Raw genomic sequence first — 14,354 nt, 5'->3', positions numbered from 1 at the left:
GAGCGGACGCCGTCGGGCTAGCCGATGGTACCTGCGGAAACGCTGGCATCGGCCACGGTGGCTGGCTAGGATAACCGGGCTTACGAACCGTCGCTCCCAGCCAGAGGTCTTTCGACGTGATGTTTTCTCGTCTCAACAGCCGTCCGCGTGTTGGCATGTTGGTGTTTGCGTGTGTGGCAATCTTTCCGCTGTTTCGCTCCACGCCCGCCCTCGGGGACGAAGGCGTGACCTTGCGGGCGGTCAGCTACAACATCAAGCACGGCTTGGGAATGGACGGCAAGCTGGATCTCAAGCGGACGGGGAGCGTCTTGGATGAATTGGAGGCCGACGTGGTGGCTTTGCAGGAGGTCGACCGCGGGGTGAACCGAAGCGGCAGCGTGGACCAACCGGAGGAGTTGGCCAAGCAATTGAAGATGCATGCCGCTTTCGGCTCGTTCATGGAATTGCAAGGCGGACAGTATGGTTTGGCAATTCTTTCACGCCATCCCATTGTCCGGGAGCACGTGATCCGACTGCCCAGGGGAAATGAACCCCGTGTCGCCTTGGCCGTCGAAGTTCGACTTCCAAATGCCGCGCCGCTGATGGTGGTCAATCTGCACTTCGATTGGGTGAGCGATGATTCCTTCCGGTTTGACCAGGCACGGGCCCTCAACGAGTACCTCGCGACGCTGAAGATTCCCTATCTATTGATGGGTGATTTCAATGATGTGCCAGAGTCGCGGACTTTGAAGCTGTTCAGCGAAAACTCGCTCGAAGTGGCGAAGCCCGCGGAGGATCGATTCACATTCTCGTCGGTCGACCCCAAGAAGGAGATCGATTTTCTTTTCGTTCATCCGAAAAGCAATTGGACGGTGGAACGGGTGAGGGTCATCGATGAAGCATTGGCATCGGACCATCGACCGGTCGCGGCGACATTGACGATTCGTGTTGGAGAGTGAATTCGCTTCTGGCGAAGAACCAGTTCGTTGACCGATCGGGGCGCATCAAAAAACACCGGTGACCTTCGGGTCGACCGGTGTTCCGGTTTGTCGCTACTGCATCGCTTGCCGTCGGCAGCTCGCACGCGGCGTGCGAAGGATGCTCAGTGACGAGTCATCGCTACCGTCTGGCAGCGTTGATTGGTCGCAATCAAGCTTCGTCGTCAATCAATTGCACGTTTTCGGCACGCGGGCCTTTGGGTCCCTGACCGACTTCATAACTGACGGCCTGGCCTTCGCGAAGGTCGTCAAAGTGCACGCCCTGGAGGGCGGAGCTGTGAAAGAACATGTCGCTTCGACTATCGCTCGTCGCGATGAATCCGAACCCCTTGTCGGTGATGCGTTTGATTGTTCCCTGTTCCATTTCTCTAATCCAAAACTCTTCAAAATAGTTGTGTCCACTTGATTCGGGTGAAACGTTCACGCGGTCAAATCGACACAGTGGTCGTGATTGCACCGGTCGCTGAACGTATCGAGCGACGCAGTGATGTTGGTTGTGCTTTCGGAATTCCTGGCGATGACTCGGAACTCCATGTTAATCGCTGGGACGAACCCCGGAGCGCGTTCAGGATGCCAAGGCGGGCGATCGTTTGCCGCCGGAACGCCCCCGTGATTTTCCGCGACCGCCGAAAGATCGGGTGGACGACTTGCGTCCACCGGACCGCCGGCCTTTGGACGCTCCACCGCGGCCCGACGGGCGACGGCCGCCGTTGCTGGTACTCGCGCTGGTTTGCCAAGCATCGGGATTGTCCACGGGAAGTCGTTGTCCGATCAATTTTTCGATCGCATGCAGGTGTTCGCGTTCGTCCGACGTGCAAAACGAAATCGCGATTCCGTCGGCTCCGGCGCGACCGGTGCGGCCGATGCGGTGCACATAGCTTTCCGGTTCGACCGGCATGTCAAAGTTGATGACGTGTGTGACACCGTCGACGTCGATCCCGCGGGCGGCCACGTCGGTGGCGACCAGCACGGTAACGCGACTTTGGCGAAACGCTTTCAGAGCGTTTTGCCGGGCGTTTTGGGTTTTGTTGCCGTGAATCGCGGCGGATCGAATTCCGGCCTTCTCCAGCTTTTTGGACAGTGCATTGGCGCCGCGTTTGGTCCGGGTGAACACGATCGCGCGATCGACATCTTTGCCGCCCAGGACATTGCAAAGCTTGGGCAGCTTTTCGGTTCGATCGACGACGTGGATCGATTGATCGATTTGCTTGACGCTTGGATGTTTGGGCGTGACATTCACCGACACGGGGTTGAACAGCAATTGCGAAGCGAGTTCACGGATCTTGGGTGCCAGTGTGGCTGAGAAGAACAACGACTGGCGTTCTTCAGGCAACGCGGCGATGATCTTTTTCAGTGCGGGCAGAAACCCCATGTCCAGCATGCGGTCGGCCTCGTCCAGCGTGAAGATTTCGACGTTGCTGAGGTCAACGTGCCCCTGATCCATCAGATCGATCAGCCGTCCGGGTGTCGCGATCAACACGTCCACACCGGCACGCAGGGCTTTGACTTGGGCGCCCTGACCGACGCCACCGTAGACGAGGGCTTGACGAAAACGGACATGCTTGCCGTAGACACGAAAGCTGTCGCCAATCTGGATCGCCAATTCGCGGGTTGGAGCGAGCACAAGCGCGATTGGGCGATTGGGCATCGCCCGCGGCTTTTCTTGTCCCAGGTAGTCCAGGATGGGAAGGGCGAAGGCGGCGGTTTTTCCGGTACCGGTTTGGGCACATCCCAGGATGTCTTGTCCTTCGATGGCCGGCGGAATGGTTTGAGCTTGGATGGGGGTCGGTTGTTCGTAATTCTGTTCGGCCAGGGCGCGTTTGAGCGGCTCGAACAGGTCCATGGATTCAAAAGTTTTCAAAAGTGTTCTCGGATGTTTGAGAGTTGCCCCGTGTCCGATCGCGGTTGGTTCCCGGAATGCAGATCAATATCCGCATCAATGGAGACCGGTCGTCGGACGGACAACGACCGAATCAGTCGCTGTCGCGGCAACCAGTGTCGAAGCGTGCTTCAACACTCGGTGCGCGCGGGACAATAGGGGATGTGTGTGTGTTCGCTGCAAAGCGTTTTCGGTCAACTCTGGTAACAGCAGACGCCGCTTCACAAAGATTCCGGACTAACAAGAAGGTCACGGAATTGGTTGTGTCGCTTTCACGACGCGAGCGGCTTTCCAGAGCGATCGACAGGACCGATAGTTGGCAGCAGAAGGCGAAAAACGTCATTCGCCGGACGAGAAAGTTGAGAACCTCGCTCAACAAATCATCTCGCTGATCGGACTACGCTTGCCGCGGTACGGCTTCGTCTCTCGTTAACATCCGATCGTCAAAGTTCGCAAACCGTCGAATTGGTTTGCGATTCAACAGGACTCTACACGCGCCCTAGCTGGGGGCCAAGGCCAAATGCACGGAATATTTGCCTCCGATGTTCGGGGGACCGTTTGTAACGGGCGGACGCCTGCCGCCCATTGATTTAGGTGTCCGGCGGTCGATCTCCCCTCAGTTTCATCGGTTTCGCAGCTTTCCTGGGATCAGAAAAAGCGAGCCGGCGGGGCAAAACAAAAACGCGGTCGGCCTGGATCGGCGGCAGGAATCAACCGGCTGCCCTCGTCGGCTTGTCCAGTTGAAGCTGATTCGGGGACTCGATTTCCAAATGCCATCGAACTCACTCCGGAGTGGTTGGGCGAGAAGTGGGTGCCGCGTCCAAAGGGGCAGCGGCCAGGGCGTTGGTGTCTGAGTCGAGGGTGTCTTTCTCAACCCGGTAGGCTTGGCAATCGGGGTCCCATTTCAATCGGTAGTCGATCGCCACGGTGTCGGATCGGGTTTCTTGGGCTTTCAGCACGCTTTGGTAGGTCGCCGCGTCCAGATCCGCCCCAGCCGGGGCGGGCGGGTCGATCGCGATCAGCAACAGCGTTTCCGGTAGGGCGTTCAGTTCCGTTCTCAGGTAGCCTTTGACCAGCGGGTAGGGGCAACACGGTGTGGGGGAGTTTTCAGAGAACAAGTCGTAGGTTGGTTTGTCGGAGAAGCCGTAGATCACCTTGATCGCTGCTCGCGCTTCATCAACTCTCAGTTTCGGCGCCACGCGCTGTTTGTCGGCCAGCAGCACGTAGGCTGGCGTGGGAGCCTGCGATGCGGGCGACGCAGGCGGGGTCGGACTGGATGCGGTATTCATCGCATGGTCTCCATTTGTTTCAGGAGTCTTCTTGGGAACGTGGTTTGATTCGGGCTGGCATCGATCGGTCCCCAAGTGGGCTTGAGGATGGATCGGACGGGCGATGATCGCCTCCGCCGTCTCCGAGTCGTCGTGAGCGAACCCTGGGTGGGGCGATTCGTTTGACACGGATCTGTCCGGCGCGAAACGCGGCGGCCAGTCCCTTCGGTACTTCCGACTCGGCGATGACCAATTCGGCCCGCCGCAGAGCGACGCGAGCTTTCATTTGCTGTTTTCTGGCGACCGCTTCGGCGCGGCGGACTTCAGCAGCAGCGCGGGCGACCCGGACGTCCGCGTCGGCCTGGTCCTTTTGCAATCTCGCGCCAATGTTTTCGCCGACGTCAATGTCGGCAATGTCGATGGAGACGATTTCGTAGGCCGTGTTGACATCCAGCCCGTGGGCCATGGCGCCTTTAGAAATCAGCGAAGGCATTTCAAGCACATCCATGTGCGAATCGGCCGAGCCGATTGACGTCACAATGCCCTGGCCGACCCGCGCGATGATCGTTTCTTCGGTCGCACCACCGATCAGCTGTTCCAGATTGGTGCGGACGGTGACGCGAGCGCTGACCAGCAACTCGACGCCGTTTTTGGCGACCGCGCTGAGTGTCCCCGCGGTCCGGTTTCCCGTTCCCTCATGGCCTTCCATGGGGCAGCGGATGACTCGTGGCGAGACGCTCGTTTGCACGGCGAGCAGCACATCGCGTCCGGCCAGATCGATCGCCGCGGCGCGATCGAAATTCAAGTCGATCCCCGCGCGGTGAGCGGCGATGATCGCTTTCATCACGTTCATGACGTCCCCGCCGGCAAGCTGGTGCGCCTGCAGACGCGCCGTGCTGATCCCGCCTTTGCGATCAATGTCCAGACCGGCTTGGCGAGCCATGACCTTGGCGGTCACAATCAGCCGGTGTTCGATCTTCAGAAAACTCATCGCGATCAAACTGGCCATGCTGACGTCGGCGCCGGACATGTAGGCTTGAATCCAATAAGATCCCCACCGCGCGAACACCGCGATCAAGACCGCCAGGATTCCCAGCAGTACCACTGCGACTGTGATTTGAGCTGTTGTGGGAACCCACGCCAGCGGCATCGGAAAGGTCATGGCTGCCTCCTGAGTCAGGCCGACCTGTGTGGGCTTGCCGAAAGAACGATTGCTTTCGACACAGCCATCAACCGCTCCAATCGGCTCGGAAACAAGCCGACGGGGCTTCGCCAAACATGGATGTTGGCAAAGGACTTTGGGTCCTCAGGTCTTTGCGACGCGCGAAAGCGTTTCGGCCAAGACCATGCTCAGGGCGATTCGATCACAAGCTTCGATCGCCAGGCGTTGAAGCCGGGGCACAGCGGAGTGGCCCCGGAGAGATTGCTAGGAACGGCCGACTCGGGTGCCGTCGTTTCGCCGGCGTTGGCGGAGAATCAGCACCTTGCGCGCGTGATGCTTGAAGATAGGATCAAGACAATCGGCAGGCGCCGGTCGGGCAGGGTGCATCAGTGAAGGCCAACGGTGCCGATGGAAAAAAGCCGGAGCGCTGTTCGAGCAATTCGCTGCGAATGACGCAACGGCGATTATATGGATTCTAGCGCCGCGGGGTGCCCGTGCAACGGAATTCACTTCGCTTTGGTGGAATCTGCCCGCAGGATCGCCGCTCGGACGGATCGGTACGATGCAGGATGCCGACCGAAAACCTTCACAGGACGGTGCGGCGGGTATCCCCCCTCACCGCGTCGCCGCGTTGGGCCGGTCGGCCAATTGTGGTTGGGATCCCACCTCCTGCGATCGAAACTCGGCCCACACCGGCAAGTGGTCAGATACTTTCAGGGCGTCGTCGCGCGAGATTCCGAACGCCTGCTCCAGATCAAAGACTCCCCAACGCCCGGTGTATTCACGGGTCGCATAGGCGCTGAACAAGAGGTTGTCGTAGGCTTTGGTTTTTCGCGTATTGGTCATGGTGTCGCGAACCGTCCAGGTGATTCCCGGGACCTGACCCAGTCGTCCCAATTGTGTCTGGTCGGCATTCAGATCGCCCAGCAAGATCACGTCGTCTTCGTCGGTGCGGGCGGTCTGCATGACTTGGAAGACTTCGGCCAACGAATCGACTTCCTCCGACACTTCGTCCGGATCGGTGTGAATATTGACCAACCAGAAGGTGAATCCGGCTTGGGGCGGATTGGTGCGAGCGCGAAATCGGGTCACGAACGGTTCACGATGGAGCAGGTCTGAAGGATCCATCATCGTTCCGACCGATGACGGATCGTATTCGATGCGTGTCGTGTCGTAGATAAACGCGTATTGCTCGGTGCTGACCGTTCGGCCAAGTCGCGGCCCGATCAGAAAACTGTACTGACTTCCATCGGCGTTTATTGCCGACAGAAATCGAGGCAAGATGTCGTCCGCTTGGGCACGCACCTCTTGAATCGCAACCAAGTCGAATTGGCGGACGGTTTGCGCCAAGACGTCGACGACACCGGGTTTGGAAAGCTTGCTCTCTCCGAACACCTGGATGTTGAAACTGGCGATCAGGATGCTGCCCGGCGGGCGCCGTGCGGACGCCAGTTGGACGCCGCCGCCCGGAGTTCGTTGAGGGCCGGCCGTCGGTCGGCTCGTCCTCTGGATATCGCCCGGCTGAGCAGCCGCCGTGTCCGTAGCGGCGCTGCCGAGTTGGGTCTGGATGCTTTTGACGATCGGTCCGATGACCGGCCAATCCGGATTCAAGTAGCCGCCCAGGCCGCCTCCGGAGACCCCGGTCAAAAGGGCCAGAATGTAGGCCTTCAGTCGTGATTTTCTGCGTGCCATGCCAGGCCTCCATGCCTGTCGAAGCAACTTGCGATTGCTGGCCCTGATCCCCGCGGGGCGTCAGGTCTTCTTGGGGCGTCAGGCGGGAGACCGCGTCAAGCCCGCTTTGGCCAGGCGGGAAAGCCTGGGCTGGGGAGACTGCGCCGCACGTTGCAGAGCATCGATGGCGGCGTCCGAGTCTGCACCCACTTTTTCCAGAGCCCACGCCGCACGTTCCCGGACGCTCAGATCCGCGTCCGAATCGAGTACCGCGGCGATTTCGTTTTGACGGGGTTTTCCCGCCGGGCCGGAGCGACCCAGCAGCGTGACCGCCCAATAAGCCACCAGCGGCGAGTCGTCTTTGATCCGGTCCGTCAGGGCGTCGAGCGTTTCGGGCGGCGGAACGCCCAGCGACTCCAGGGACACGACGGCGTACTCGCGGACCCGCGGCTCTTCATCGCCACAGGCCGTCACAAGTTCTACGGCTGCCTCACCGGCTGATTCTCCCATCGTGCTGAGTGCCTCCGCCGCGGCAACTCGCTGCTCAACGTCCGCACAGCACAATTGGTTTCGCTGGTCCATCATGGTTTTTTCCGAGTCGGGTCCCCATCGTTGGTAACTAGTGAATCTTGGCCGTCATGGCAAGATCATCCGCCCCCAGCGGAGCAGTGCGGGCGCGGGCGTCGGAGGGGACGCCGGGCAGCGATCAATGATGCCGGTGGCGGCGCTTTCCTGGGTCGCACTGCGGTACGAAAACTGCTGGCCGTTCTGGCATGGTCGCTCAGACATTCGAATTGCGATGGTTCCTGCCGAACCCGATCGAACCATTTCGGTCGTGGGAGGCTCCCGTGACTGTGCGCACCGATCTTTATGCACCCCTGCGGTCGGAAGCATCCAGCGTGAAACTGCGAGGCGATCAAGGATGGCCACTGGAAACAAAGTTCTTGATCCGAGTTTGTCCACCTTCAGTGGCTTTGGGATCCGTGGCAGGTGGTCCTGTCGAACAATGGGGGAAGCTCACCGCGGAGATCGACGAGACGGATCGACAGAGGTTCCGGTCGTCGATTCGGGCCGATTGGATTGCCGTCACGAAGGAACGCCGCCTGAGACACTATTGTTGGACGACGCAGGGGTGGGTGGAGAAGCAATCGTCGACCGCACCGGAAAGTGTGCAATTGGAATGGACCGTCGTTCGGGTCGGAGAGAAAAACGCTTGGACGTTCTCGCTGGAGGCTCCGAGCGTTTTGACCGAACAACGATTTAGAAACTTTGCCGAACACCTTTTCGCGTACCACCAGATCACTCTGCCGACTTCGGCGGAGTGCTGCTCGTATCCGCGCTGGCTGTCACGCTTCTTGGTGTGAAAGAAGGCAGACCGTTCAGGTTGTCGTTTGGATCATCCCTCGGGAGAACTCACTGCCGCAGTTTTGACAGATCGCCCGTCCGGTATCGTTGCTGCCGAGAGGCAAGATGGGAATAAAGAACAGCGTGAACCGACGCGCATGAACCAGCTTGGCGTACGACGCACGTCGGTTGCAAGCTGGACAATCGAATTGTCCTGCCGGCTTGCGTTTCTCTTTCGTGCTTAAACCAAAAATGATCATGGGTTTATCTGGTGCTGCGGGGCAGAGACGACCGTGTACAACGGCAACCGTGCGCAACTGATCACACGTCGAGATTCGGTCTAATGAAAACGCCGTCATTCACCGGCAGCGGATGTGCAATCCGCCCCGGCGCGACGTTCGGCGTTTTACGACTTGGCAGCCGGGGCTCAATCATCGACTTCCACGTCGTACTCGCCCGTTGCCATGTTCTCTTCGACTTCGACTTCCGCTCCGCTCGGAGTCTCTGCTTCCATCACATCGCGTTCGCATCCCAGAACGGCAAACGTTGCAGTCACGAGCATGAGCGCCATTGAAAAACGTTTCATTGCATTGCCCTTGAAGTTTCAAGTAGGAAATTGTGGGCGCCGCGAAATCGCCGACGCACAGGGCTTTTTCGCAACGCAATTGATGGACCGTTCGCTAGACAAATGCTGAGACGGCGCGATTTAAAGCTGCTGCCGGCCGGCAACGATGGCTGCCATCGCCATGGCTGTGGCGATCCAATGTGAGAAAATGAATCCGTACGGGATTCATGGCAACATCGACTCGGTATCGCGGATGAACGTTCAGCCGACCTCGTTTACGGCAGCAGGTCCTGACCGATTGCGCAGCGGCTTGGTCTGCCAGCGACCAGTCATCAGTCTCTGGTGATCGCCTTTTTCGTCAGCCGCGGGTTTTCTCGCGCCGACCGGCGGCTAACCCCTTGCCGCTCTCATTGCACTGCAAATCACGCTGTGATTGATTAAAAGGGGCGCTGGCCAGCTAATAACAATCATGGTTGTCGGGGCAATCATGATCGGAGAATTCGAATTCCAGCGTCGAATGCTCAATTCCAAATTCATGCTGAAGAAGTTCCTTCAGTGTTTGTTTGATCGCTTCCAGATCTCTGGCATTGCTCTTGGCGATCACCACGTGCGCCTCCAAAGCGGTCCGCTGCTCGTCCAATTCCCACAGGTGAAAGTGGTGCGCCCCTTCGACGGCCGGGACGGCTTGAACAGCGGATACCATGGCGTCGAAATCAAAGTCGTGGGGCGCACCTTCCATCAGGATTCGGGCCGCCTGGGGCAGCATCGTGGCAACCTGCCACAAGACATAACCCGCAATGATCAGTGTCAGCAACGGATCGATCCAGGTCCAATCCCACCAGATGACCGCCGCGGCGCCTAGCAGCACCGCCAAGGATCCGAGCGCATCGACCAGATTATGCACAAACGCGGCTCGGACGTTGATCGATCCTTGGCTCATCGACCACAGCAGGACTGCGGTACCGACATCAATGATCAATGCCAAACCCGCAGCGGATGCCATCAACCAGCCGACGATTTCTTGGGGCTCGATGAAATGACGAATCCCTTCGTAAATCAGAAACATCCCGATCAGACCCAGGGATGTCAGGTTGATCGTTGCACCGATCAATTCGGCGCGGCGGTATCCGAAGGTGTACCGCTGGTTGGCATCCCGGCGGGAAATGCGACGGGCAATGTAGGCAATTAGCAGCGCATTGGCGTCATTGAAATTGTGTGCCGCGTCGGAAAGCAGGGCGACGCTTCCGGAAAAGATCCCGGCAATGACCTGTCCCACGGTCAGCAGCTGGTTCAGAGCAACGGCCCACAGCAAACGGGAATCGCTGACACCGGCCAGTTCCCCGCCTCGGGTTAGCCCGTGGACATGCCCCCCGGAATCGTGTGCGTGATCGTGTGTGTGATCATGCGGGTGGTCGTGGTGTGATTCGGCCATCATGGTCTGGATTCAAAAGCTGGTGAGCGCGTTTCGGTTTGACGGGGAACGGTTGAACGTCACGAACCGATTGCCAGCGACGTCGGGTGAGTGACGCGCCTGTGATCTTCGATTCTAGAACACGAGCACCACGCATTGCCCGTGCCGCGCATTCGGATTCGAATACACGTTCGCACCTCGCCGCCAGATTTCGGCCGCAATGCCGATAGCGTTCGGGGTTTAGCGGTCGCATCGCATGCGAGAAGCAACGTGAAGCCCACACTGCAGGCCCGTCAACGCCAGAATGCCTGTCACCAGGACAAATCCGATTGCCTGCGTGATTCCGCTAGCCCAGTGATCGATCGGGTCTCCCGTCCTCGGGGAGGGGTCGGAGAACAGTCTGGCCCATAGTTCGCTTGATGCCAAGCAAGCGGCCAGCCCCAACGAGCCGCCGATCATCAGGCCGATCAGACCGGCTAGGAAGTAGCGGCGCAGTTGTCGCCGCAATTTGATTCGGCCCGTCGGTGCAGCCTCAGCGGATGATGGGTCACGCCTGCGGTCACTGCCGGCCCGTTCGATCCAGATGAGCAACCTTGGGGCAAGCTGCTGCTGAAAGAAATGCATCCACCATTCGTGCAAACGGAACACCACGGCGATCGCCAGGGCAACGCCGATCAGGACTGCGAATTGAAAGGCCCACCGCATCAAATCGGCGAAATCAACCGCTGACAACAATGAACACACGCGGGTTACGCTGATCGGCACGTAGCGAATGGTCCTTGGAGAGACGCATCAAGCCGCTCGACAACACGGATGCGACTCGGTTCACGAATCGGCTTCCGTGGCCACCGCAGCTTCTTCGCTTTCTTCTTCCGTTTCCGACTGCGAGGGGGTGTCGGCGGAGTGCCCCTCGTCTTGCTCGGAGTCCTTGCCGCCCTCGGAATCAGGGGAATCCGATTTCGCCTTCGTGGAGTCTTCCGCGGAACTCTCGGCTTCGGGCAAATCGATCAGGCCAGCCAAGAGTTCTTGCAGTTCCTCCCCGCGGGCCTTCAACGAAACAACCTTGCCTTCGCGGTTTACCAGGATCGCGGTCGGGATGGCGGAGATTCCGTACTTGATCGCCATGGGATGCTCCCATCCGGCTTTCTCTGCAAACAAACTGGGCCACGGAATCTCGGAATCGTCGACGTAGGAGGTCGCTTTCTCGCGGTCAGTATCCAGACAAATCCCGACGACGTCGAATCCGTGTTCGTGGTATTTCTCGTACTGAGCAAGCACATTGGGAATCTCCCGGCGGCAGGGGGCGCACCACGAAGCCCAGAAATCGACCAACACGACTTTGCCGCGATAGGACTGCCAATCGAAGGATTGGTCGTCCAGGGTTTTGCCGGCCAGGTCCATGGAGTTGCCCGGCAGATCGGCACGGCGGGCCGCGCCACGAAGGCTGTTGGCAAGCCGTTCCGCGTTTTCACCCGAGGCATCGCTGAAAGCATCGGCCATGCGATTGTAGGTCGCCACCGCAAAGTCCCGGTCGTCCAACGATTCCAGTGTACGCCCCAACTGGTAAGCCAAACGACTGTCGATTGACACCGGAACCTGTTCAGGACGCGACTTGAGCAATTCGACGACCGCATCGACGAACTCCTTCCGCTCCTGAGCTTTCATTTGCTTCAGTCCCATGACCTGACGGCCCAGTTGCAGCGTCTTGGCCATGTGTTGCATCGCTGGCGACTTTGGCGTGGAGTCCGGCAACTCGACTTCGGCTGGACGGTCCATCGCGACGACGTGGGCGCAGCTTCGCACGAACACATCGCCGCCTACCTTGGTCATTTGCTCCGGCGTTCCGGTGAATCCCCACAGCAGAAAGTGCGGTTCCTGGGACAGAATGACGTAGTGAGTCGCGTTGTCGGGCTCACGTCCGATCGGTTGAACGCCTTCGACCGGATCGGGAAGGTGAATTCCGACGTGAGCCGACTGCTCATACAGCTGGTGGGATCCACCGTCCTTGGCGGGGCCGAGGTCGTCCCACAGCTTGATCCCGGGGACCGGTCGCGCGGACGTCAGCGTCCCGTGCCATCCGCGCGGGGCACCGATGGCCAAACCCAGTTTGCCAAGCAGTTGGTAGCCGCCTTCGCCCAGACCCATCACAGGACGCCCCGTCTGGCGAATCAGGTTGGCAGCGTCGCCGTTGTCCCATGCTCCCGCGGTGTCGGACGTGACCAGGATCAAATCCACGCCGGCCAATTTGTCGGCCTGCAGCCCCTTCACGTCGACCAACCGAGGTTTCATTTCGTTCTGCTGCAAGAACTTTTGGAACTGAGGGGCCGCGTTGGCGTCGGCGCCGTGGATCACAGCGATCTGCAAAGGAGGCGTTTCGTCGGATTTCTCGAGGTCGCCCGGTTCGGCGGGTGGTGTGCTGCCGGGCAGTTCCAACCTGTCCTCGGCCACTTTGGTCAACCGAAACGATTCGAAGACGGGATTGAATGGAACATCGGTCGCGTTGATGGCCGCGATGCCTGCGGTCAGCGGTTTGACAGCGGCAAACTCCTTCACACCCAGGTCTTTCCAGGCCCCACCGTTCTTGCGGGCAAAACCTTGCACGGCTTTGCCTCGGACCTGGACCTTCAAGTCCAATTGGTCGTCGGCTCCCAGCGAAAAGTCGGCGGGCGCACCGAAGCGGAGCAGACGCCCGTCGCGGCGCAATTCAAAATTGACGTAGTGGCTAACTCGCTCTCCCCGACGCAGTGCGGCTCGTTCCAATCGGACGTAGTTGCGGTCGTCTTGCATCAGCACCAGCCCGCCGCCGGAGTAGGCTGTCCGCGTCTTCACGGTCGGTTCCCGGGGATCGAATTTTCCACCGACTTGTACCTGCATGTCAAAGCTGCCGGTGACCGATTGCACCACCCGAGGTGCATTCATTTTTTTCAATTCGATGCTCATCCCGTGAGCGGTCTTCGGGACACCGATTTCCACTCGGTCCGCCGCGACGGTGAAACTGCAGTCGCCATCGGGGTCCACCATCAGGCCCCACCCGTCGGCGGTCCCGTACCATTGTTCGGCGGCTGACGCGTCGGTCGTGAACGTGACAAGGGCGATCAGGGCGATCGCGAGATGGCGAAGGTTCATCAAGGAATTCCGGGGCGAGGGTGCGATGAGGGCGCTCGGCGCGCGGGCTATGAGTCGCAGAGGAGTAGCGTCTTTGTACCCGGGGGGATGACGGTCCATCAAGAAAAAACGTGAAAGATCTCCGCCGGGTCATCGCAGCATCCGTTGCCAGGGCGCCCTCATCGAATCCGACGCCGTGTTTGGAACGGGGGAGGTTCGATTCGAATTCGATGCTCGTTTTTTAAGATTTCCAGCGCAATCCTCCTCCCCGTCAGGGCTCTGCTGTTTCAGGCACTGTGCAGGGCACCTTTCCGGGCTCAGGGCACTGTGCAACGCACTGTGCAGGGCTCCTCCGCCAACCTTCACGCCGGCGAGCAGCGACTATGAAGGACAATTCGATTCCGGAACGCGCTCCCTGGCCGGAGCAGCACCGCGATTACCTGCACCTGTTGGGCAGGGCCCAGCTGGATCCCGAATTAATTGCCAAGATCGATCTTTCCGGCATCGTCCAGACGACGATGTTGGAGGCCTACCAAACGCGTCAAACGGTGCCCGACGTGTCCGCCGCTCGTCTCCCCTGGCTGCGGCGTGTGTTCATGAACAATCTGCTGGATGAACTGCGCAAGCTGCGGACGCAAAAACGTCGATTGAGTCGGGAATGGTCAATCCAGGAGTCGATCGGTCGATCGACGCTGCGTCTGGAAGCTTGCCTGGCGGCCGAGCAGACCAGTCCCTCCGAGACCGCGGCCCGCAATGAGATGACACATTTGCTGTTGGAAGCGATCGCGGAACTGCCTGAGGGACAGCGTGAAGCCATTGAATTGCATCACCTGGAATCGCTGCCGCTGGCAGAGATCGCCCGCCGAATGAATCGGCCCAAGGGTGCGGTGGCCGCATTGATCTATCGCGGCATGAAATCGTTGAAGTCCAGCTGGCTGGCCAAGCTCCCCGACGGGCCCTGATCTTTCGCAG

12 protein-coding genes are annotated in these 14,354 nt (G+C 59.5%); 2 read left to right on the top strand and 10 right to left on the bottom strand.

The window, feature by feature from the left end:
- Positions 1-119 precede the first annotated feature (119 nt).
- Positions 120-938, top strand: a complete 819-nt coding sequence (locus tag FYK55_RS16135; RefSeq protein ID WP_235908735.1) for an endonuclease/exonuclease/phosphatase family protein — start codon at positions 120-122, stop codon at positions 936-938.
- Between the two features lie 190 nt (positions 939-1,128).
- Here the strand turns inward: FYK55_RS16135 and FYK55_RS16130 are convergent, their stop codons facing one another.
- From FYK55_RS16130 to FYK55_RS16090, 10 genes are all read right to left on the bottom strand, one after another.
- Positions 1,129-1,401 carry a cold-shock protein gene (locus FYK55_RS16130; RefSeq protein WP_449314225.1) on the bottom strand — a complete coding sequence of 91 codons (273 nt, stop codon included), beginning with the start codon at positions 1,399-1,401 and terminating at the stop codon, positions 1,129-1,131.
- A 141-nt stretch (positions 1,402-1,542) separates the two neighbouring features.
- On the bottom strand, positions 1,543-2,838 hold the full coding sequence (locus FYK55_RS16125; RefSeq protein WP_235908733.1) for a DEAD/DEAH box helicase: 1,296 nt from the start codon (positions 2,836-2,838) through the stop codon (positions 1,543-1,545).
- Between the two features lie 800 nt (positions 2,839-3,638).
- A complete protein-coding gene (locus FYK55_RS16120) occupies positions 3,639-4,145 on the bottom strand; it encodes a hypothetical protein (protein ID WP_150077474.1) in 507 nt (168 codons plus the stop codon).
- Between the two features lie 19 nt (positions 4,146-4,164).
- The gene (gene floA, locus FYK55_RS16115) at positions 4,165-5,286 is read right to left on the bottom strand and encodes a flotillin-like protein FloA (RefSeq protein WP_235908732.1); all 1,122 of its coding nucleotides are present in this window, start codon (positions 5,284-5,286) and stop codon (positions 4,165-4,167) included.
- Between the two features lie 615 nt (positions 5,287-5,901).
- Complete coding sequence (locus FYK55_RS16110) at positions 5,902-6,978, bottom strand: endonuclease/exonuclease/phosphatase family protein (protein ID WP_150077473.1); 1,077 nt, start codon at positions 6,976-6,978, stop codon at positions 5,902-5,904.
- 78 nt (positions 6,979-7,056) lie between these two features.
- Positions 7,057-7,542 (bottom strand): HEAT repeat domain-containing protein, encoded by a 486-nt coding sequence (locus FYK55_RS16105; protein WP_150077472.1) that lies wholly within the window; start codon positions 7,540-7,542, stop codon positions 7,057-7,059.
- A gap of 1,186 nt (positions 7,543-8,728) precedes the next feature.
- Positions 8,729-8,887, bottom strand: a complete 159-nt coding sequence (locus FYK55_RS29145) for a hypothetical protein (RefSeq protein WP_161604551.1) — start codon at positions 8,885-8,887, stop codon at positions 8,729-8,731.
- Positions 8,888-9,323: 436 nt separating this feature from the next.
- Complete coding sequence (locus tag FYK55_RS16100; RefSeq protein WP_235908731.1) at positions 9,324-10,301, bottom strand: cation diffusion facilitator family transporter; 978 nt, start codon at positions 10,299-10,301, stop codon at positions 9,324-9,326.
- Positions 10,302-10,517: 216 nt separating this feature from the next.
- Entirely contained in the window at positions 10,518-11,042 is a 525-nt protein-coding gene (locus FYK55_RS16095; protein ID WP_161604550.1) for a hypothetical protein, read from the bottom strand.
- Positions 11,043-11,102: 60 nt separating this feature from the next.
- Complete coding sequence (locus tag FYK55_RS16090; RefSeq protein WP_161604549.1) at positions 11,103-13,403, bottom strand: TlpA family protein disulfide reductase; 2,301 nt, start codon at positions 13,401-13,403, stop codon at positions 11,103-11,105.
- Positions 13,404-13,765: 362 nt separating this feature from the next.
- Between FYK55_RS16090 and FYK55_RS16085 the strand changes: the two genes are divergently transcribed.
- On the top strand, positions 13,766-14,344 hold the full coding sequence (locus FYK55_RS16085; RefSeq protein ID WP_150077469.1) for a sigma-70 family RNA polymerase sigma factor: 579 nt from the start codon (positions 13,766-13,768) through the stop codon (positions 14,342-14,344).
- The last annotated feature ends 10 nt before the right edge of the window (positions 14,345-14,354 follow it).

Source organism: Roseiconus nitratireducens (assembly GCF_008629675.1).
Classification (GTDB): Bacteria; Planctomycetota; Planctomycetia; order Pirellulales; family Pirellulaceae; genus Stieleria; species Stieleria nitratireducens.
The sequence above is the reverse complement of the archived record's forward strand: the minus strand, read 5'-3'. Positions and strand labels throughout refer to the sequence as shown.